Annotated in this window: 22 protein-coding genes; 8 read left to right on the plus strand and 14 right to left on the minus strand. The window is 57.3% G+C overall.

Annotation, left to right across the window (positions count from 1 at the left end):
- The first annotated feature begins 24 nt into the window (after positions 1–24).
- Positions 25–663, plus strand: coding sequence for a peptide-methionine (S)-S-oxide reductase MsrA (gene msrA / locus DDA898_RS17220; RefSeq protein ID WP_171849479.1), 639 nt, complete (start codon positions 25–27; stop codon positions 661–663).
- Between the two features lie 295 nt (positions 664–958).
- Complete coding sequence (paeA, locus tag DDA898_RS17225) at positions 959–2275, plus strand: polyamine export protein PaeA (RefSeq protein WP_013319286.1); 1317 nt, start codon at positions 959–961, stop codon at positions 2273–2275.
- Positions 2276–2371: 96 nt separating this feature from the next.
- Here paeA and DDA898_RS17230 read toward each other — a convergent pair whose 3' ends face one another.
- The 3 genes from DDA898_RS17230 to cysQ all read right to left on the minus strand — a co-directional run bounded on the left by DDA898_RS17230 (position 2372) and on the right by cysQ (position 3776).
- Positions 2372–2578: a DUF1107 domain-containing protein gene (locus tag DDA898_RS17230; protein WP_012768543.1), complete on the minus strand. Its 207-nt coding sequence runs from the start codon at positions 2576–2578 to the stop codon at positions 2372–2374.
- A gap of 275 nt (positions 2579–2853) precedes the next feature.
- Positions 2854–3000, minus strand: coding sequence for a hypothetical protein (locus DDA898_RS23355; RefSeq protein ID WP_154657526.1), 147 nt, complete (start codon positions 2998–3000; stop codon positions 2854–2856).
- A 35-nt stretch (positions 3001–3035) separates the two neighbouring features.
- Complete coding sequence (gene cysQ, locus DDA898_RS17235; RefSeq protein WP_013319287.1) at positions 3036–3776, minus strand: 3'(2'),5'-bisphosphate nucleotidase CysQ; 741 nt, start codon at positions 3774–3776, stop codon at positions 3036–3038.
- A gap of 375 nt (positions 3777–4151) precedes the next feature.
- Between cysQ and DDA898_RS17240 the strand changes: the two genes are divergently transcribed.
- A complete protein-coding gene (locus DDA898_RS17240) occupies positions 4152–6101 on the plus strand; it encodes a bifunctional 2',3'-cyclic-nucleotide 2'-phosphodiesterase/3'-nucleotidase (RefSeq protein ID WP_038911849.1) in 1950 nt (649 codons plus the stop codon).
- A 132-nt stretch (positions 6102–6233) separates the two neighbouring features.
- Positions 6234–6899, plus strand: a complete 666-nt coding sequence (gene ytfE / locus DDA898_RS17245) for an iron-sulfur cluster repair protein YtfE (RefSeq protein ID WP_013319289.1) — start codon at positions 6234–6236, stop codon at positions 6897–6899.
- A 144-nt stretch (positions 6900–7043) separates the two neighbouring features.
- On the opposite strand, the gene DDA898_RS17250 is transcribed toward ytfE, so the two are convergent.
- Positions 7044–7394, minus strand: a complete 351-nt coding sequence (locus DDA898_RS17250) for a DUF2502 domain-containing protein (RefSeq protein ID WP_071604560.1) — start codon at positions 7392–7394, stop codon at positions 7044–7046.
- A 450-nt stretch (positions 7395–7844) separates the two neighbouring features.
- Positions 7845–8465, minus strand: coding sequence for a BamJ family beta-barrel-assembly machinery protein (bamJ, locus tag DDA898_RS17255; RefSeq protein ID WP_038911852.1), 621 nt, complete (start codon positions 8463–8465; stop codon positions 7845–7847).
- A 226-nt stretch (positions 8466–8691) separates the two neighbouring features.
- Between bamJ and DDA898_RS17260 the strand changes: the two genes are divergently transcribed.
- Positions 8692–9399 (plus strand): LysM-like peptidoglycan-binding domain-containing protein, encoded by a 708-nt coding sequence (locus DDA898_RS17260; RefSeq protein ID WP_038901963.1) that lies wholly within the window; start codon positions 8692–8694, stop codon positions 9397–9399.
- Here DDA898_RS17260 and DDA898_RS17265 read toward each other — a convergent pair.
- From DDA898_RS17265 to yjfP, 6 genes are all read right to left on the minus strand, one after another.
- Positions 9383–9757, minus strand: a complete 375-nt coding sequence (locus DDA898_RS17265; protein WP_038911853.1) for a DUF488 domain-containing protein — start codon at positions 9755–9757, stop codon at positions 9383–9385. The two genes, DDA898_RS17260 and DDA898_RS17265, sit on opposite strands and share 17 nt — an antisense overlap.
- 117 nt (positions 9758–9874) lie before the next feature.
- Positions 9875–10324: a 50S ribosomal protein L9 gene (gene rplI / locus DDA898_RS17270; RefSeq protein WP_013319294.1), complete on the minus strand. Its 450-nt coding sequence runs from the start codon at positions 10322–10324 to the stop codon at positions 9875–9877.
- Positions 10325–10365: 41 nt separating this feature from the next.
- Entirely contained in the window at positions 10366–10593 is a 228-nt protein-coding gene (gene rpsR, locus DDA898_RS17275; protein ID WP_000135199.1) for a 30S ribosomal protein S18, read from the minus strand.
- A gap of 4 nt (positions 10594–10597) precedes the next feature.
- Positions 10598–10918, minus strand: coding sequence for a primosomal replication protein N (priB, locus tag DDA898_RS17280; RefSeq protein WP_013319295.1), 321 nt, complete (start codon positions 10916–10918; stop codon positions 10598–10600).
- Positions 10919–10923: 5 nt separating this feature from the next.
- Positions 10924–11316, minus strand: a complete 393-nt coding sequence (gene rpsF / locus DDA898_RS17285; RefSeq protein WP_013319296.1) for a 30S ribosomal protein S6 — start codon at positions 11314–11316, stop codon at positions 10924–10926.
- 221 nt (positions 11317–11537) lie between these two features.
- Positions 11538–12287: an esterase gene (yjfP, locus tag DDA898_RS17290; RefSeq protein ID WP_038912629.1), complete on the minus strand. Its 750-nt coding sequence runs from the start codon at positions 12285–12287 to the stop codon at positions 11538–11540.
- 227 nt (positions 12288–12514) lie between these two features.
- Between yjfP and DDA898_RS17295 the strand changes: the two genes are divergently transcribed.
- The 3 genes from DDA898_RS17295 (at position 12515) to DDA898_RS17305 (ending at position 15284) form a co-directional block, all read left to right on the plus strand.
- Positions 12515–14455: a methyl-accepting chemotaxis protein gene (locus DDA898_RS17295; protein WP_038911855.1), complete on the plus strand. Its 1941-nt coding sequence runs from the start codon at positions 12515–12517 to the stop codon at positions 14453–14455.
- Between the two features lie 138 nt (positions 14456–14593).
- A complete protein-coding gene (gene bsmA, locus DDA898_RS17300) occupies positions 14594–14989 on the plus strand; it encodes a biofilm peroxide resistance protein BsmA (protein ID WP_038911856.1) in 396 nt (131 codons plus the stop codon).
- Between the two features lie 19 nt (positions 14990–15008).
- Positions 15009–15284 carry a hypothetical protein gene (locus DDA898_RS17305; protein WP_033112041.1) on the plus strand — a complete coding sequence of 92 codons (276 nt, stop codon included), beginning with the start codon at positions 15009–15011 and terminating at the stop codon, positions 15282–15284.
- A gap of 103 nt (positions 15285–15387) precedes the next feature.
- On the opposite strand, the gene rlmB is transcribed toward DDA898_RS17305, so the two are convergent.
- The 3 genes from rlmB to nsrR all read right to left on the minus strand — a co-directional run bounded on the left by rlmB (position 15388) and on the right by nsrR (position 19154).
- Positions 15388–16122 (minus strand): 23S rRNA (guanosine(2251)-2'-O)-methyltransferase RlmB, encoded by a 735-nt coding sequence (gene rlmB / locus DDA898_RS17310; RefSeq protein WP_013319303.1) that lies wholly within the window; start codon positions 16120–16122, stop codon positions 15388–15390.
- Between the two features lie 76 nt (positions 16123–16198).
- Positions 16199–18688, minus strand: coding sequence for a ribonuclease R (gene rnr / locus DDA898_RS17315; protein WP_033112042.1), 2490 nt, complete (start codon positions 18686–18688; stop codon positions 16199–16201).
- Positions 18689–18728: 40 nt separating this feature from the next.
- The gene (nsrR, locus tag DDA898_RS17320; protein ID WP_013319305.1) at positions 18729–19154 is read right to left on the minus strand and encodes a nitric oxide-sensing transcriptional repressor NsrR; all 426 of its coding nucleotides are present in this window, start codon (positions 19152–19154) and stop codon (positions 18729–18731) included.
- Between the last annotated feature and the right edge of the window lie 96 nt (positions 19155–19250).

Raw genomic sequence — 19250 nt, forward strand, 5'->3', positions numbered from 1 at the left:
GGTGATAATCAGGAGCCAAACGTGATAGCGAATTTCGATAAGACACAGCCGATCGGCCAGTCGGATGCCCTGCCGGGCCGCACCACCCCCATGCCGGTCGCCCGTCTGCACGTGGTGAATCAGCATTCCATGACCCATGTGCCGGACCACATGGAAGTGGCGATCTTCGCCATGGGTTGCTTCTGGGGCGTGGAACGTCTGTTCTGGCAACAGCCGGGGGTGTACAGCACCGCGTCCGGGTATTGCGGCGGTTATACGCCTAATCCCACTTACCGGGAAGTCTGCACCGGCAAGACCGGTCACGCGGAAGCCGTGCGCGTCGTGTTCGATCCGGCGGTGGTGAGCTACCCGCAGTTGCTGCAACTGTTTTGGGAAAATCACAACCCGGCGCAAGGCATGCGACAGGGCAATGACATCGGTACGCAGTACCGTTCCGCAATCTATACGTTAACCACAGAGCAGGAAACCGCGGCGAAAGAGAGCTACCAGCGCTTCCAGCAGGCCATGCGCGATGCGGGCAATGACCACGACATCACCACGGAAATCCAGCCCGCCGGGCCGTTTTACTACGCCGAAGACGAGCACCAGCAATACCTGCACAAGAACCCGGACGGCTATTGTGGGCTGGGCGGCATCGGGGTGTGCCTGCCCCCGCAGGGTTAAACGCTCTGGCTACTTTATTTGCCGTTTTGGACCAGCGCGACGCCCGCTACCCTGGCGATTACGGGTACGCGTTGCGCTTGCCTGTAGGGACGGGCGGTTGGGCGGATGATTGTCCACCCAGCATGGGTCGTATGTTGTCTGTAGGCCGCCTGCGTCCAAACTGGCGACGATTTGACCGCGCCTGCTATACTGGGCGACCACGGGCCGGCTTCCGGCCCCTTTTGCGGCGATGCCGCACCCATAATGTTATTCCCTTTCAGAGGTTCGCCGTCCGTGACGACTGTGCGAAAAAACCATGTTAAACAGTCTGTTAATTATTTTATTTCTTATCGCCATCAGTGCGTTTTTCTCTCTGTCTGAAATCTCGCTGGCCGCTTCACGCAAGATCAAGCTGAAGCTGATGGCCGACGAAGGCGACCTGAACGCCGCCCTGGTGTTGAAATTTCAGGAAACGCCGGGCATTTTCTTCACCGTGATTCAGATCGGCCTTAACGCGGTCGCCATTCTCGCCGGTATCATCGGCGACGCCGCCTTCTCGCCCTACTTCGAAATGCTGTTTGCCAGCTTTCTGCCGCAGGATATGGTCGCTCGCGCCAGTTTTATCTGCTCGTTTGTGCTGGTTACCAGCCTGTTCATCCTGTTTGGCGACCTGACGCCGAAGCGCATTGGTATGATCGCCCCGGAAGCGATAGCCATTCGGATCATCAACCCCATGCGCTTCTGTCTGCTGGTGTTCCGCCCACTAGTCTGGCTGTTCAACGGTCTGGCTAACCTGATTTTCCGCCTGTTCAAGCTGCCGATGGTGCGCAAAGAAGACATCACGCCCGACGATATCTATGCGGTGGTGGAAGCCGGCGCGCTGGCTGGCGTATTGCGTAAACAGGAACACGAGCTGATCGAAAACGTGTTCGAACTGGAGTCGCGCACCGTGCCTTCTTCAATGACCTCGCGCGAAAGCGTGGTCTATTTCGACCTGCATGAAGATGAAACGCAGATCAAAGAGAAAATCGCGCACCAACCGCACTCCAAGTTTCTGGTGTGCAACGGCACCATCGATCAGATCGTCGGGTATGTGGATTCCAAGGATCTACTGAATCGGGTACTGGGCAACCAGAGTCTGGAACTGACCAGCGGCGTACAGATTCGCCCGGCGCTGATCGTGCCGGACACCCTGACGCTGTCGGAAGCGCTGGAAAGTTTCAAAACCGCCGGCGAAGACTTCGCGGTGATCCTCAACGAGTACGCGCTGGTGGTGGGGATTATCACCCTTAACGACGTGATGACCACGCTGATGGGCGACCTGGTCGGGCAAGGGCTGGAAGAGCAGATCGTCGCCCGTGACGAGAATTCCTGGCTGATTGAGGGCGGCACGCCGATAGAAGACGTGATGCGGGCGCTCAGCATCGATGAGTTCCCCCACTCCGACAATTACGAAACCATCGGCGGGTTCATGATGTACACGCTGCGCAAAATCCCCAAACGCACCGACTTTGTGCGCTACGCCGGGTATAAGTTCGAAGTGGTGGATATCGACAGCTACAAGATCGACCAGTTACTGGTCACACGGCTGGAAGAAAAAACGGCGGCCAACGCCGAAACGCATCCGGCATAAGCCGTTGCGCGCATTGACCTCGACAGATAATAAAACCCCAACAAATAGCAACGGCCCGTCAACGGGCCGTTTTCCTGTCGCAGGGCGCATGTTCCTTCAACCCAATTCAGCCTGCAACTTCAGTACCTGACGGTTGACTTCGGACATCACCACCAGATGCTGTTTATCCTGCGTTTTGGGCAACAAAATGCGGCCCTGATCAAATTCAAAAGCGCCAATCCCTTTAATGTAGAGTCTTCCACGAAACAGGATTTTTACATACTTGGCGACCTTCAAGGGGTTATAACGTTCGAAGATCCTCATTGTCTTCCTCTCTCCTCCCGTTTTTTCTCCACCACGCTACCCGTTCCCAATTGGGGGATCGGATGATACTCAGCGCGGCAATCACGTACCGTTGGTCAATCATGCACAACTGATCGATCACACACACTTGGTTAGTGCCCTTATCCTGCGGTTAGTTCCCGCAATGACAGAATTATTTACGGCGTTTACATATTTTTACCGAATAGACTAATGCCATACTTTCTAAATCAGTATAAACCTTCAAATTATTGCCGTGTGTGCGATATGCCGCAAACTCACACACGCTGCGTCGATCGTATCAACGGCCGCCAATCTACCGTGAAAATATGACCAAAAAACGACAGTGCGCCATCAGCGACATAAAGATAAAAACGGGAAAGCGGGAAGAGCACGGCAGGTTCATCGCCTGCCGTTGCCATCATCAGGAAAAATCCGGCCAAAACGGCCGGAAAGAAACTCAGAATAGTGAAACGCGAAAGCCCGGATTCAGGAAGGATTCACGCGGCAGATAGGAGAGCGAGCGACCTTGCCAGTCATGCACCTGCGCGCCGGCTGCCAGCGCCACCGCGTGTCCGGCGGCGGTATCCCAAATGTTGGTCGGCCCGAAACGCGGATAAAGTTGGGCCTTGCCCTCCGCCACCAGACAGAACTTCAGCGATGAGCCAATGGATACGGTATGGTGTTCGCCCAGTTGTCGCAGGTAATCGTCCAGTTCCGCATCAGCGTGGGAGCGGCTCACCACCACCAGCGGCGGCCTAGCGTCTTTTACCCGAATGGCGCGGCGCTTCCCATCTTCTTCCTTCCAGGCCTTGCCGTCCGCCGCAGCGTACATCACCCCGGTCACCGGCACGTATACCACGCCCAGTACCGGTTTGCCGTTATCGATCAGCGCAATATTGACGGTAAATTCGCCGTTGCGATTGAGAAATTCTTTGGTGCCGTCCAGCGGGTCCACCAGCCAGTAACGCTGCCAGTGCTGACGTTCAGACCACGCCTGCGGGTCCTCCTCCGACAGCATCGGCGTTTCGGGGTACTGTTCGGCCAATCCACGCGCAATGACCCGGTGCGCCGCCAGGTCGGCCGCCGTCACCGGCGAGTCGTCTTTCTTAAGCGCCGCATTCAGCGGCTGCTGACCGTTATAAACCTGCATGATGGCGTCTCCCGCCTCACGCGCCAGTTGGCAGATCTGTTCTAACATCGTTTCACCTCGTTATACGTACAGGCCATGTATCAGGTACCGCGACAACGCATACACCGGGCCATTTTTATGTCTATCCCCGGAATTCTATACCCAAAATAATTCAAGTTGCAGGACAACACGCTGGTAGCGCGTTGAACAACGTAGCGCGTTGGCCCCGAAGGGCGTGGCCCATGGATGGGCCGAGCAAGAAAGCCAACGCACCTGCAACTTGAAGTATGACGGGTATATGTCATGCTTCACACTTCAGGCTGATATTTAACACGATATTCATCAAAATCTGCGATATACATTCTGGCCACGCCGCCATTGTCGGACCACTGCCCGACTGCGCAGGCGTCGCCACGCCAATACCTCTCACAGGAGCGACCTTATATGAAGCATAAGCTGGTGCTGAGCCTGCTCGCGATAGCCATCGCTACCGCAACTCAGGCAGCCACCGTTGATTTACGGGTGCTGGAAACCACCGACCTTCACAGCAATATGATGGACTATGACTACTATAAAGACAGTCCAACGGATAAATTCGGACTGGTCCGTACCGCCAGTCTGATTCAGGCTGCCCGACAGCAAGCCGTCAACAGCGTACTGGTGGACAACGGCGATATTATTCAGGGCAGCCCGCTGGGCGACTACGTCGCCGCCAAAGGGCTGCAAAAAGGCGACGTGCACCCGGTCTATCTGGCGATGAACACGTTGGATTACGCGGTCGGCAATATCGGTAACCACGAATTCAACTACGGGTTGGACTACCTGCACAACGCGCTGGCCGGCGCCCATTTCCCGTATATCAACGCCAACGTGCTGGATGCCAAAACCGGCAAACCGCTGTTTACTCCCTACCTGATCGAAAAGAAAACGGTGAAAGACCGTGACGGCAATCCCCACGAACTGCGCATCGGTTACATCGGCTTCGTACCGCCGCAAATCATGGTCTGGGACAAAGCCAACCTGAGCGGCAAGGTCACGGTGGCGGACATCACCGAAACCGCGAAAAAATGGGTGCCGGAACTGCGCAAACAAGGGGCGGACGTGGTGATCGCCATCCCGCATTCCGGCCTGTCGGCGGAACCGTACAAAGCGATGGCGGAAAACTCGGTCTACTACTTAAGCCAGATCCCCGGTATCGACGCCATTATGTTCGGCCACGCTCACGCGGTGTTCCCAAGCAAGGATTTCGCCGGCATCAAAGGCGCCGACATCGCAAAAGGCACGCTGAACGGCGTTCCCGCCGTGATGCCCGGCCAGTGGGGCGACCATCTCGGCGTGGTGGACCTGATACTGAACAACGACGGCGGCCAGTGGAAAGTAACCGAAGGCAAGGCGGAAGCCCGCCCTATCTACGACAAAGCGCAGAAGAAATCGCTGGCGGCGGAAGATGCGCAGTTGGTTAAGGTACTGACGGACGCCCATCAGAAAACCCGCGAGTTTGTCAGCAAGCCCATCGGCAAGGCTTCCGACAACATGTACAGTTATCTGTCGCTGATTCAGGACGACCCGACGGTCCAGATCGTCAACAACGCGCAGACCGCGTACGCCGAGCACTTTATTCAGGGCGACCCAGATCTGGCGGAGCTGCCGGTGCTATCGGCAGCGGCGCCGTTCAAGGCCGGCGGCCGCAAGAACGACCCGGCCAGCTACGTGGAAGTGGAGAAAGGCCAGTTGACCTTCCGTAACGCCGCTGATCTTTACCTCTATCCCAACACGCTGGTGGTGGTAAAAGTAAAAGGCGAGCAGGTACGGGAATGGCTGGAATGTTCCGCCGGCCAGTTCAACCAGATTGACGCGCACAAACGCGAGCCGCAGTCGCTGATCAACTGGGATGGCTTTCGCACCTACAACTTTGACGTCATTGACGGCGTGAACTATCAGATAGACGTCACCCAGCCCGCCCGCTATGACGGCGAGTGTCAGTTGATCAACGGCAATGCGCATCGCATCAAGGATCTGACCTTCAAAGGCAAACCGATCGACCCGCAGGCCACATTCCTGATCGCCACCAACAACTACCGCGCCTACGGCGAGAAATTCGCCGGCACCGGTGAAAAACAGGTCGCGTTTGCGTCGCCGGATGAAAACCGCGCGGTGCTGGCCGCCTATATCAGCGCCGAAACGAAAAAAGCCGGCGAGGTAACCCCCTCGGCGGACAACAACTGGCGTCTGGCGAAAATTGTCAGCGATACCCCGCTGGATATCCGGGTCGAGACATCACCGTCGCCGAAAGCGGCAGCGTTCATCAAGGAAAAGTCGCAGTACCCGCTAACGCTGGTGGGTAACGACGACATCGGTTTTGCCGTCTACCGTCTGGATCTACAAAAACAGTAACCCCATCCAACCGCGCTTCCACGGCGCGGTTTTTTCGCCGTCTTCCCCGGTAATCCTTTTTAGGGATAGCTAATCCTAAAAGATGCATTTAAAATACATTTTATAAATTACACCGTTCAGGGGGTACCCACCATGCATTACCGCGACCAATCATTAGGCGAACTGGCCATCACCATCCCGCGCGCCACCGCGCTGTTTCGTGAATTCAACCTCGATTTCTGCTGCGGCGGCAAACAGACGCTACTGCGTGCCGCCAGCAAACAGGCGCTGGATATCGAGATACTGGAATCTCGCCTGGCTGAGCTGGCGGCGCAACCGTCAACGGAAAAAGACTGGCAGCAGGCGTCTCTGGGCGAGATGATCCAGCACATCATCAGCCGCTTCCACGATCGCCACCGCGAGCAGTTGCCGGAACTGATCCGGATGGCCGAAAAAGTAGAGCGCGTGCACCACGACAAACCGGCCTGCCCGCACGGACTGACTAATCAACTGATGCTGATTCACGACGATCTGGCGCAGCACATGATGAAAGAAGAGCGGATCCTGTTCCCGATGATTCAGTCCGGTATGGGTGCGCAAGCTGGCGGACCGATTTCGATGATGGAACACGAACATGATGACGCCGGTCAGCAACTGGAAGTGGTCAAAACCATCACCAACAACGTGACACCGCCAGACAATGCCTGCACCACCTGGCGGGCGCTGTATACCGGCATCAACGAGTTTATCGACGACCTGATGGAGCATATCCATCTGGAAAACAACCAGTTGTTCCCACGGGCGCTGCGAGGCGAGTAACGACCGTTGTCCGTTGCCGATTGGTCGTCATCGCATACACAGCAACAATCACCACCTCCCGAGGCGATGGTTTAGGGCTGACAATAAAAAACCGCGCCGTACTGGCGCGGTTTCCGTTTGGCTTCTTTGCCATCAACCCTCTGGTTACCAACGCGGACCGCCGCGATGGTGACCCCAGCCCCATCCCGGGCCAGGGCCGCCCGGTCCGGGACCGGGTACAACATAAACCGGTTGTGGTTCAACCACGACAACACGTGGCGGGGGTGGTGGCGGTGCGTAGTAATAAACCTGGCGGGCATGATGGTGGCGGCGCTCATACCAACTATCTGGATCGCACCACCGGTTGCCGTCCCAGTAATAGCCACGATCGTCACGATCACCGATGTGAAGATACACACCCGGCAGCGCCAGACTCAGACTGTCGGCCTGCGCGGCGGGCATCGCCGACACCAGTACGCCCGTCATAATGGCACCTAATAAAAGTGGCTTAATCATAATGCTAACCTCTGCTTCACCGCGATGCGGCGGATGACTCACTTATACGGCGCGCCGCCATTAGCCGCTATCAGAAAATGGCTAAATATTAATACCTTCAGGAAAGCAATTCAGGTCTGGCGCCGTTTGCCGAAGTCAGCATAACGGAGCAATCGTCAGGCCGCCTTTACCAGGTGTATCGACTGGTTACACAACACGGGATCGACAAACCGGCACGGCGTGCCAGGCTGATAAAAAACGATGAAGCCGATGCGGCTAACTCTATGACAGGTCAGGGGAAAGTATATGGGTCGGGAGAAAGCATACGGGTCAGGGGAAAGCATATGGGTCGGGAGAAAGCATACGGGTCGGGAGAAAGCATACGGGTCGGGAGAAAGTATATGGGTCGGGAGAAAGTATGTGGGATCAGAAAAAAGCGTGCCGGGCCACAACGTGACCCGACGGGGAAACTTACAGGATTTCCAGCAGTTCCACTTCAAAAATCAGCGTGCTGAACGGCGGGATAGATGCGCCTGCGCCACGTTCGCCATACGCCAGATTCTGAGGAATATAGAGCTCCCATTTCGAACCGACCGGCATCAACGTCAGCGCTTCAATCCACCCCGGAATCACGCCGCTAACCGGGAATTCCGCCGGCTGGCCGCGCTGCACCGAGCTGTCGAACACGGTGCCGTCAATCAGGCGACCGGTGTAGTGAACCCGAACCCGATCCTGACGCGCCGGGATCGCACCTTCGCCCTGCGTCAACACACGGAACTGCAGGCCGGTTTCGGTACTGCTAACGCCGTCTTTACCGGCATTGGCTTCCAGAAAGTTCTGGCCTTCCGCCGCCTGCTCACGCTGACGCTCAAGACGCACCGCATCCGCCCGCTCATGCACTTCACGCAACGCGCGATGTACCACATCAACCGGCACCACAGGCGCTTTTCCTGCCAGCGCATCGCACAGACCCGCCACCAGCGCATCGGGGATCAACCCCTCCAGGCCGGATTCCTGCAGTTGTTGACCAATCTGCAGGCCAATGCCGTAGCTTGCCTGCGCTTCGACGCTGTCATAAGAAGGCGTTGTCATGAATGTTCCTTTAATCTGTAAAATACGAAAACGCAGCATAGCAGTGAGTCGGTTAAGGGTAAAACGTTCTGTCGCGATCTCGCCGCCTCGCCGGCCGGCGGTGCGTCAAATCGCTCATGTTTGCGGCGTCGGAACCCAATGACGATGACCTTAACTGGTTATCTGCCGTTGATTACCGATATAATTAGGTTGTTTTCACCTTTATACGGTTCTAAGAGAGGTCACCATGGGCAGAATCGCGCCCAGGAGAAAGCAATCCACCTGGAATCACCTGACGCTATGGCAATCCTGCCAGAACTGGCTGGCCCAATGGCGCCGACGCAAGGACATTCCCGGTGAACCGGAAGAAAGCGCAGACGAAGCGGAGACGGTTACCCCGGACCCCGCGCCACGCCGCCGGCATCGCAGACAGTCATCCTGGCTGCGGGCGCTTTGGCATCTGCCGGATGATTTCAGCTGGATGGAACCGCTGCCCTATTTTCACCGTCGTTGTATTCTGATTTTGCTGTGTTTGCTGTTGCTGGTGCTGTTGTGGCCGGTGTCCCCACCAGCTCCCGCGCCTTCCCGTCAGGTGGACGTGCCGCTCAGCTCGCAGACCGCGCCGATACAGGCGCAACTGGTGGACCCCGCTGCCACCGCCAGCCAGACGCCGCGCCCGGCGACGTCTGGCGCCAACTGGCAAGCCTATCAGATCGCGTCCGGCCAGACGCTGGCCCAGCTATTCCGCGACAACAACCTTCCCGTCAACGATGTCTTCGCCATGGCGCAGGTGGAGGGACAAAGCAAGCCGCTCAGCAATCTGCGGACCGGGCAAAAGGTCCGGTTGCAGCTCAATACGCAAGGTATGGTGAGCCAGCTTGAGATCGACACCCCGGACGGTCAACAGGTGCAGTTCGTTCGCCAGCAGGACGGTTCTTTCATTCGCATTCGCTGAGCGCCGCCTGTTCCATCAGAAAATCACGCAACACCATCGCATGATTCCGCTCCGTATCCCGGCTGCCATACAGCAGGGTTATCGGCTGCGGCTGACGCAGTAACGCCACCAGCGGCCGCCACTCGGTATGCTGGCTCAGCTCCGCACGGTACATCCCGACAAAGGTTTCCCATTCCACCGGATTAGCGTGAAACCAGCGCCGTAATTCATGGCCTGGCGCGACGTCTTTAAGCCAGACGACGCCGGGCAGACGGCTTTTGGCGATGCCGCGCGGCCACAGTCGATCGACCAGAAACGTGGGGGAAGAAAAAGGGGGCTGCGCATCATAGACACGCATCAGTTGGACAGGCTTGCTCATCTCGTATGTCGCTCAGTGATACACACAATTGATGATAGGCCGCTTTGGCTGGCTTACCAATGCAAAACGCTGGCACAAGGCCAGCGTTTTACCTGTTGTGGTCAACCGAAGTAAAACTTACTCGGCAACAACCACGACGTTCAGCTTAGCGAATACGTCGCTGTGCAGCTGGAAGCTCACTTCGTGCTCACCCAGCGTGCGCAGAACGCCGTTCGGCAGGCGAACTTCGCTCTTGGCAACATCAACACCAGCAGCGGTGATCGCGTCAGCGATGTCGCGAGTACCGATGGAACCGAACAGTTTGCCTTCGTCACCCGCTTTAGATGCGATGGTCACGGAAGCCAGCGCGTTGACTTTCTCAGCGCGGGCTTCAGCAGCGGCCAGAACGTCAGCCAGTTTGGCTTCCAGTTCAGCGCGGCGGGCTTCGAAAAACTCAACGTTTTTCTTGGTTGCCGGCACAGCTTTGCCCTGCGGAACCAGGAAGTTACGAGCGTAGCCCGCTTTAACGTTAACCTGATCACCCAGGCTGCCCAGGTTTGCTACTTTATCCAGCAGAATAACTTGCATTACCTTATCCTCTCAAAGTCTCGTTAATGGACAGTGGCCGATTACTGATGACGATCAGTGTACGGCAACAAAGACAGGTAGCGCGCACGCTTGATAGCGCGGGCCAGTTGACGCTGGTATTTTGCACGGGTGCCGGTGATGCGGCTCGGTACAATTTTACCACTTTCAGTGATGTAGTTTTTCAGCGTTGCGATGTCTTTATAGTCAATCTCTTGAACGCCTTCCGCGGTGAAACGGCAGAATTTGCGACGACGGAAATAACGTGCCATTTGGCTAGTCTCCAGAATCAATCAATTCAATCTGCTCGGCATGCAGCACCATTTTGATCAGGCCATTGCGCCCTTGGTGGCAACTAATGAACCCCTGAACCCTGAGTTGCATACCGACCGTTATACTGTGGGTAAATGCCTGTGACGGGTGTCCGCTGACAATCACGGGCATACGGCACCATGCTTGTCGGCTAAGTCCGGCTTCTTCCTGCACTGAGCGGTGCTCAAGCACAAACTGACAGTGAGGAATACCCGACGGACTGACTTTTCGAATGGGCGTCTTGCACACTGTGCCCGACAACTCCAGCCGATTCGCCGTCACCACAACAATTACTCTTCAGAATCCCCAACTTCAGCATCATCATCGGCTTCAGCGTATTCGTCACGACGCTCACGGCGTTCGTCTTTCGCTTTCACCATCGGAGATGCTTCAGTTACCGCGTGCTTAACGCGCATAACCATGCTGCGGATAACGGCGTCGTTGAAGCGGAAGTTAGTTTCCAGCTCATCGATCACTTCCTGCGGGGCTTCAACGTTCATCAGAACGTAGTGAGCTTTGTGCAATTTGTTGATCGGGTAAGCCAGCTGACGGCGGCCCCAGTCTTCCAGACGGTGGATCGTGCCTTCTGCACCAGTGATGGCACCAGTGTAACGCTCGATCATGCCCGGAACCTGTTCGCTCTGGTCAGGATGAACCATAAAAACGATTTCGTAATGACGCATCGAATTGCTCCTTACGGATTATTCAGCCTCCTGTCAGGGTCAGCCGCGGCCCATGGAAGCAAGGAACGTGTTGTGTGTACGGCTGAAAAAAATGACGCGTAATTATAATGACCACCATAAGGGAAAACAAGCCGTATCGCCGATTTCCACCATGAGGAAACAGATAAAGGGGACAGAAAAAGGAGAAATAGCCCGCCGGCAGCGGGTTAGAAGCGGGTAAATCAAAGCGAGCGCGAGAAGAAATCCGCACCGGCCTGTAAAGCGGTCGGGGTGATTTTGTGGCCGATGCCGGCTTCGGTCAGGTAAGTCAGGCGCTGATGGGACTGGCGGGCGGTTAGTTCCCGGTACAATCGTTCGCTCTCCTGCGCCGGCACCAGTTCATCCGCCAGGCCGTGCCAGAGCAACAGCGGGCGGTCGGAAACGGTGTCCAGTTGATGACGCACATCAAAGGGCGCGACCCGCTCAGCCAGCGCCTGTAACTGCGCCTGTGCGCCCGGTTCCTCCGGCGTTACCGGTGGAAACAGCGTCTGCGACAGCGATGAAAAGTATCCGGAGCCCATAAAGCAGGCCGTAGCCCGCAGCCAGGGATATTGCGTCATGGCGGCCAGCGCGGTCATGCCGCCCATGGACGCGCCGCAAATCCCGACCCTATCTCCGTCAATCAATCCCTGTTCACGGCACCAGTCCAGATAGCCTGGCAATTCCCGAACATTATTAAGGAAAATATCCCAGAAACAGCGCCAGCGGCGTGCCTCATCGCCGTCAAACCGTGCGCCATGCATCAACGCATCCGGCGCGATAACGCGGAACCCGGCCTGCGCCAGCGCGTAGGGGAAATACGCGTAAACCTCCTTCGACGAGGTATAGCCATGAAAGAAGAAAATGGTTGGCAACGGTCGCGTTCTGCCGCCGGATGGAAAAGCGTGCAGCACCTCTATCCCTGAAACATTTTCACTACCCATTTCTACCATCATCGCCCTCTTTCCTTTGTTGATTGACAGGTAAAACCGTAAAAAACGCCTACAATTATTCTGTATATCATTTAACCATCAGTAACACTCAACACACAAAAAAATATATCGCAATGATCTCAATCAAATTAGTTACAAAAGCATCAATTAGTGTAAAATTTCGCACTTTTTTGCCGTTAACGGCATTAGTCACTCCCTAATAATGTCCCACAATAAAGAGAATTATCATGCAGCTTGCTTTTAGACGCTGGAGCCTCGGTGTCAAACTTTCAGTTATCGCCTCCCTGAGTGTGGCTGTGCTGTTTATCGCATTCAGCCTCAGCCTGACGCGCTCGGCCGGTGAGAAACTGGAATCATTGACAATGCATGACATGGAAAGTCAGGTTACGGGTATTACAGATATGATCGGCATGTACGACACCAGCCTGCAGGCCAGCGTCGACAGCTATACCAATCTGTTTGCCAGCTTTCTTCCTTCTCGTTTTACCGTGGACAATCAGGCACGTCTGCCCATCAGCGGCACGACCGCGCCGACCCTGAAGTCCGGTGATACCGTCCTCAACATGAACACCGCCGTCACCGACGACTTTCTCAGCCGCACCGGCGCTATTTCTACCATTTTCGTGCGCGACGGCGACGACTTCGTGCGTATCACCACCTCGCTCAAAAAAGAGGACGGCTCGCGCGCCATCGGCACCAAACTGGATCGCGCCAGCCCGGCGTTCGCTCCCGTCTCCGGCAACAAGTCCTTCAGCGGCTTAGCGGTGCTGTTCGGCAAACAATACATCACCCAGTACAAACCGGTCACCGATGCCAGCGGCAGCGTGATCGCCATTCTGTTCGTGGGGATTGATATCAGCAAAGAATTTGCCCAGATGCAAAAACGTATTCTGGATAAGCGTATCGGCGACAGCGGCCACTTTGTCGTGCTCAGCAAAGCTGGCGCGACGGCCGGCGCGTATCTGGTGCACCCGACGCTGGCCGGGCAAAAACCGGACTGGTCTGGCGATGTGCTGCAACAGGTGCTGAAAAACGACAGCGGCAGGCTGGAATACGATGATAACAGCCTGAGCGGCGATGACCGTACCCAGGTGATGGTGTATCGCAGCGTACCGCAGTGGAAATGGGTCGTCGTCGGCACTATCAGCAAGGCCAGCCTGCTGGCGGAAATCAAGACGATCCGCAATCTGTTTCTGGGCGGCGGCATCGCGCTGGTGGTGCTGTTTGCCGTGTTCTTTGTCTACCTGACCCGCCGCTGGCTGAGCCGGCCGCTGGATGAAGTGGTTAAAGTGGCGGAACAGTTCGCCGCCGGCAACCTGCAGGCGACGCTGACCACCAACAGTCAGGACGAAGTCGGACGGCTGGTGGACGCCATCAACAGTATGGGCCACGGCCTGACCCGACTGGTGTCTCAGGTGCGCGACGCCGCGGAAGAGATCGCCGCCGGGACTGACGCGCTGGCCGAAGACAGCGGCAACATCAGCGAGCAGATATCCCGTCAGGCCAGCAGCGTGGAAGAAACCTCTGCGACGATGGAACAGTTGTCCTCGACGGTGAAACAGAATGCCGACAACGTCTCCTCCGCCAAAGGGCTGGCGGCGGAAAGCGCCAGCGCGGCGCAAAACGGCAGCAAAACGGTGGCGGACTCGGTGGAAACCATGAGTGAAATTAAGCGCTCGTCGCAAAAGATCGCCGATATCACCACCACCATCCAGTCTATCGCTTTCCAGACCAACATTCTGGCGCTCAACGCGGCGGTGGAAGCCTCGCGCGCCGGCGAACACGGTAAAGGCTTCGCCGTGGTCGCCGCCGAAGTCCGCTCGCTGGCCCAGCGCAGTTCCTCGGCGGTGAAGGAAATCGAGGCGCTGATTGCCGAATCATTGCATCAGATCGAAACCGGCTACCGTTTCTCGGAAAAAACCCGTTCGGTAATGGACGATCTGCTGCACCGCATCCAGCAGGTCAGCACTATCGTCAATGACATTGATATCGCCTCGCGCGAGCAGTCGCTGGGAATCGAACAGGTTAACGTGGCTATCAACCAGATTGGGCAGGCCATCAACCAGAACGCCTCGCTGGTGCAAAACTCGGAAAGCACCGCGCAAGGGTTACGCGAAAAAGGCCACCATCTGAGCGATGTGGTCAGCGTGTTCCGCATCCATCCCTGATCGTTTCATCACCTCTGCCGGCCGCCGGCAGAGGTCCGCTTCGGCGGGTTATCCTCCGTTACATGCCAGCAGTATCCCTGTTTGCCTCAAGGGGTTACACTACCTCTACCCTGTACCGGACTGACCGGAACACCACCTATGACACGCCCATCATGGCTATTAAGCGCTCCGCCGTTGAACCGAGTGTTGCTGAGCCTCGTACTGTCGATGTCGATCGGCGGCTGTACGCTACTGGCCGGTAAGCCGGTCCCGCCGCCGCCGCCCGCGGAACAGGCGGTCGAAGTGTCCAGAGAACAGAGCTATCTGCTGGAAAAAGCCGGTTCGGTTTCGGTGGATGTACGCGGCAGTCTGGATGATGCGGTACGGGAAATACAACGTCAGGCCAATGCACGCGGCATGCCTTATTACCGGGTGGTCAGCCTGACGGAAGACGAACATGTGCGACGGGATAGCTGGCGCGGCTATGCAATCTTCTATCGACCGCAGCCTGCCGCCGACCGCCCCTTGAACCAACCGGCCAAATCAGTGCCCTAAAGAGATTGAGAGGATAAGGATGAAAACAAAGATTGCCGCCATCGCCCTGTTACTGCTGACAACCGGCGCTAGCGGCGTGGCAGCGGCCTCAGAATACCCGTGCCGCAGCCCGGAATGGAATGTCTGGGTCGAAATGCAGGTGAATACCCGCGGGCTGCTGGGCGATGTCGAAGTGGGTTCGCTGGTCTGGCAACAGGCGGTGGAAAGCCGACTGCCTGCGGCGTCCTGGCCATCGCGTAATTCGGTGCTGTGGTGCGCGGCCGTAGAACAGAAACTCGCCGGCCTGAAAAAATAACGCCTGTCCGACACCTGATAGCAGCAGGGCAACCCGCCTCGGTTGCCCTGTCAATCAGGCACCATACCTGATGCCGGTTTCTTTTAGCGCGCCTGCGCCATGATTACGCCTGACGCTGGCGTACCGCTTCGAACAGGCAAACCCCCGTGGCGACCGACACGTTCAGCGACGACACGCTGCCCGCCATCGGAATGCTGATCAGTTCATCGCAATGCTCGCGGGTCAAACGACGCATCCCTTCCCCTTCAGCCCCCATCACCAGCGCCAGCGGGCCGGTGAGCTTGCTCTGATACAGGGTGTGATCCGCTTCGCCCGCCGTACCGACGATCCAGACGTTTTGCTCCTGCAGGAAACGCAGCGTTCGCGCCAGATTGGTCACACGAATCAGCGGCACGGTTTCCGCCGCGCCGCAGGCGACCTTTTTCGCGGTGGCGTTAAGCTGGGCGGAACGATCGCGCGGTACAATTACCGCGTGCACCCCCGCCGCGTCGGCGCTGCGCAGGCAGGCTCCCAGATTGTGCGGGTCGGTCACGCCGTCCAGCACCAACAGGAATGGGGTATCCAGCGATGCCAGCAGCCCCGGCAGGTCGTTTTCCTGATACTGACGCCCTTCTTTCACCCGGGCGACAATCCCCTGATGCACCGCGCCTTCCACCTTGTCGTCCAGCCACTGGCGGTTGGCGACCTGCACCGCGATGCCGTTGGCTTCCAGCTCAGCGATCAACGGCTGCAGGCGGCGGTCCTCACGTCCTTTAAGGGTGAACACTTCCAGAAAACGTTGGGGGTCTTGCTCCAGCAGCGCTTTCACCGCATGGATGCCGTAAATAATTTCGCTCATTAATACTCTTCAAAAATACGCTTCAAACAGGTTAACGGGGCAGCCGGCCCGGCTGCCCATGATACGGATGCGAGGATCAGGCGGGCTCCGCCGGTTTCTTCTTTTTGCTGGCGCGCTTGGCGCGAGTAGCGGCTGCAATTTTACGCGTTTTTTCGGCGTTCTTTTGCGGTTTTGCCGTCTTCTTCCGGCCACCGGTTTTCGCTTTATCTTTATCCTTGCCCTTGCCGGCACCGGCTGGCTGACGCTTGCCGTCACCCTCGCTACGGAATGCGCTATCCGGCTCAAAGTTGGCGCGCTGACCGGAACGGCGACGGCGCGGCGGTTTTGCGTCCGCCTCGCCGCCTTTCTTCGCCCGATCGCGTGCGGTTTTACCTTCGCCGCGCACCTTACGGGTGGAAGACAGCAGCGCAAAATCGATCTTGCGTTCATCCATATGCACGGCCTCAACGCGAATCTGCACTTCGTCCCCCAGCCGGTACACCTGACCACGGGATTCGCCGATCAACCGCTGGCCGACATTGTCATAACGATAATAGTCGTTATCCAGCGTCGAAACATGAACCAGACCGTCGATAAACAGGTCGTTGAGACGCACAAAGAAGCCAAAACCGGTGACGCTGGAGATAATACCGGTAAAAGCTTCGCCGACATGATCCTGCATGAAGTCGCACTTCAGCCAGTCGGCTACGTCGCGCGTGGCTTCATCGGCCCGGCGTTCGGTCATCGAACAGTGTTCACCCAGTTGCAGCATCTCGTTGAAATCCGAATGCCAGCCGCCGCTGTGCGTCCAGCGGGCTTTGCGGTCGCTGAGCAGGTACTTGATGGCGCGATGCAGCGACAGATCCGGGTAACGCCGAATCGGCGAGGTGAAGTGCGCGTACGAGGTCAGCGCCAGGCCAAAATGACCGCGATTTTCGGGGTCGTACACCGCCTGTTTCATCGAACGCAGCAGCATGGTTTGCAGCATTTCGTGATCCGGCCTGTCGGCGATGGAATCCATCAGTTCGGCATAGTCTTTTGGCTGCGGTTTCATGCCGCCTTTCAGCGTCAGCCCCAGTTCGCCGAGTACGCTGCGCAGCGCCAGCACATGATCCTCGCTGGGCTGGTCATGCACACGGAACAGCGCCGGTTCTTCGCTCTTCTCGACAAACTTCGCCGCCGAGATGTTGGCCAGAATCATGCATTCTTCAATCAGCTTGTGCGCGTCGTTGCGCACCACCGCTTCCACCCGCTCGATGCGGCGTTCGGCGTTGAAGATAAATTTGGCTTCTTCGGTTTCAAAAGCGATGCCGCCGCGCACCTCACGGGCATGATCCAGTACCTTGTACAGCCGGTGCAGCTCTTCCAGCGGCGCGACCAGCGGCTGGTAATGCTCGCGCAGCACCTCGTCGCCCTGCAGAATGCTCCACACCTTGGTATAGGTGAGGCGGGCATGCGAACTCATTACCGCTTCATAGAATTTATAGCCGGACAGTTTCCCTTGGGTGGAAACCGTCATTTCGCACACCATACACAGGCGATCCACCTGCGGGTTGAGCGAACACAGTCCGTTGGAAAGCACTTCCGGCAGCATCGGCACCACCTGCGACGGGAAGTAGACCGAAGTGCCGCGCGCGCGGGCTTCATGGTCCAGCGCCGTGCCGGGACGCACGTAGTAGCTGACGTCGGCGATTGCCACCCACAGCCGCCAGCCGCCGCCGCGTTTCTTCTCACAGTACACGGCATCGTCAAAATCGCGCGCGTCTTCGCCGTCGATGGTGACCAGCGGCAGAGAACGCAGATCCACCCGGCCTTTCTTGGCGTCTTCCGGCACCTCGTCCGCAAGGTCGCCAACCTGCTCTTCCACTTTGGGCGGCCAGCTGTGCGGAATCTCATGGGTACGCAGCGCGATATCCACCGCCAGCCCGGTGCCCATGTTGTCGCCGAGGATCTCCACGATCTTGCCGATAGCCTTGGTACGACGAGTCGCGCGCTGGGTCAGTTCCACCACGACCACCGACCCCATACGGGCGCCGGCGATAAATTCCGGCGGGATCAGGATGTCGAAGCTCAGCCGGCTGTCGTCCGGCACGACGAAGCCGGTGCCGGCCTCGGTGAAATAACGCCCGACGATCTGGCTGGTGCGGGGTTCCAGAATACGCACGATGCGCCCTTCACGGCGCCCTCTGCGGTCTTCGCCCAACGGCTGGGCCAGCACCACGTCGCCATGAATCACCGTTTTCATCTGTTCGGCGGAGAGGTAAAGATCGTCTTTACGCCCTTCCACCCGCAGGAAACCGTAGCCATCGCGGTGGCCAAGCACCGTACCGCGCAGCAGATCCAGCTTTTCAGGCAGCGCATAGCACTGGCGGCGGGTAAACACCAACTGCCCATCGCGCTCCATAGCGCGCAACCGGCGGCGCAGGGCTTCCAGTTGCTCATCGTTGGTCAGTTGCAGGTCGGAGGCCAGTTCCTCACGGCTGATCGGCGTGTCCCGTTTTGCCAGATGCTCAAGAATGTACTCGCGGCTGGGAATAGGAAATTCGTATTTTTCTGCTTCGCGTTCCAGAAACGGATCTTGTGACATTGCGGTTCCTCCGTTGTCATCAGCAGGCGGCTGAACAAGCTTATTCAACCAGAAGTAATTTATAGAGGGGCGGGTTTTCTTCCACCATATCGGCGAGCGTGTAATTATCCAGTTCCTTCAGGAAATTCTGTACGGCCTGCTGCAGCACCTGCTTCAGGCGGCAGGCGGAGGTGATATGACAAAATTCCTTGCTGCAGTTAACCAACGACAGCGGCTCCAGCTCTCGCACCACATCCCCGATGCGAATGGTGGACGGATCACGGCCCAGCCGGATACCGCCGTTTTTGCCGCGTACTGCCATAACCAGCCCGGCGCGGCTCAGCTGATTGATGATCTTCACCATATGGTTACGTGAAACGCCATACACTTCAGTTACTTCTGAGATGCTGGTCATTTTGCCCTCCGGCAATGACGCCATATAAATCAGCGCCCTCAAACCATAATCTGTAAAACTTGTTAACTGCACAGAAACCTCTGGGTACCTTGCCGGACAGTCATACGACCGCCCCGAAAAAACGCGGACTGGAACCGGGATGGCGCTCGTTAGCCCTGATTCGTGCCC

The sequence above is a fragment of the Dickeya dadantii NCPPB 898 genome, from assembly GCF_000406145.1.
Taxonomy (GTDB): domain Bacteria; phylum Pseudomonadota; class Gammaproteobacteria; order Enterobacterales; family Enterobacteriaceae; genus Dickeya; species Dickeya dadantii.

What these genes read in the sequence shown, in the direction of transcription:
- DDA898_RS17240 (WP_038911849.1), top strand. Translation starts at nt 4,152, where the DNA reads ATGAAGCATAAGCTGGTGCTGAGCCTGCTCGCGATAGCCATCGCTACC.
- rplI (WP_013319294.1), bottom strand. Translation starts at nt 10,324, where the DNA reads ATGCAAGTTATTCTGCTGGATAAAGTAGCAAACCTGGGCAGCCTGGGT.
- cysQ (WP_013319287.1), bottom strand. Translation starts at nt 3,776, where the DNA reads ATGTTAGAACAGATCTGCCAACTGGCGCGTGAGGCGGGAGACGCCATC.
- DDA898_RS17305 (WP_033112041.1), top strand. Translation starts at nt 15,009, where the DNA reads ATGAAAACAAAGATTGCCGCCATCGCCCTGTTACTGCTGACAACCGGC.
- DDA898_RS17250 (WP_071604560.1), bottom strand. Translation starts at nt 7,394, where the DNA reads ATGATTAAGCCACTTTTATTAGGTGCCATTATGACGGGCGTACTGGTG.
- paeA (WP_013319286.1), top strand. Translation starts at nt 959, where the DNA reads ATGTTAAACAGTCTGTTAATTATTTTATTTCTTATCGCCATCAGTGCG.
- ytfE (WP_013319289.1), top strand. Translation starts at nt 6,234, where the DNA reads ATGCATTACCGCGACCAATCATTAGGCGAACTGGCCATCACCATCCCG.
- rnr (WP_033112042.1), bottom strand. Translation starts at nt 18,688, where the DNA reads ATGTCACAAGATCCGTTTCTGGAACGCGAAGCAGAAAAATACGAATTT.
- DDA898_RS17295 (WP_038911855.1), top strand. Translation starts at nt 12,515, where the DNA reads ATGCAGCTTGCTTTTAGACGCTGGAGCCTCGGTGTCAAACTTTCAGTT.
- rpsF (WP_013319296.1), bottom strand. Translation starts at nt 11,316, where the DNA reads ATGCGTCATTACGAAATCGTTTTTATGGTTCATCCTGACCAGAGCGAA.
- DDA898_RS17265 (WP_038911853.1), bottom strand. Translation starts at nt 9,757, where the DNA reads ATGAGCAAGCCTGTCCAACTGATGCGTGTCTATGATGCGCAGCCCCCT.
- rpsR (WP_000135199.1), bottom strand. Translation starts at nt 10,593, where the DNA reads ATGGCACGTTATTTCCGTCGTCGCAAATTCTGCCGTTTCACCGCGGAA.
- yjfP (WP_038912629.1), bottom strand. Translation starts at nt 12,287, where the DNA reads ATGGTAGAAATGGGTAGTGAAAATGTTTCAGGGATAGAGGTGCTGCAC.
- DDA898_RS17260 (WP_038901963.1), top strand. Translation starts at nt 8,692, where the DNA reads ATGGGCAGAATCGCGCCCAGGAGAAAGCAATCCACCTGGAATCACCTG.
- bsmA (WP_038911856.1), top strand. Translation starts at nt 14,594, where the DNA reads ATGACACGCCCATCATGGCTATTAAGCGCTCCGCCGTTGAACCGAGTG.
- DDA898_RS17230 (WP_012768543.1), bottom strand. Translation starts at nt 2,578, where the DNA reads ATGAGGATCTTCGAACGTTATAACCCCTTGAAGGTCGCCAAGTATGTA.
- bamJ (WP_038911852.1), bottom strand. Translation starts at nt 8,465, where the DNA reads ATGACAACGCCTTCTTATGACAGCGTCGAAGCGCAGGCAAGCTACGGC.
- DDA898_RS23355 (WP_154657526.1), bottom strand. Translation starts at nt 3,000, where the DNA reads ATGATGGCAACGGCAGGCGATGAACCTGCCGTGCTCTTCCCGCTTTCC.
- rlmB (WP_013319303.1), bottom strand. Translation starts at nt 16,122, where the DNA reads ATGAGCGAAATTATTTACGGCATCCATGCGGTGAAAGCGCTGCTGGAG.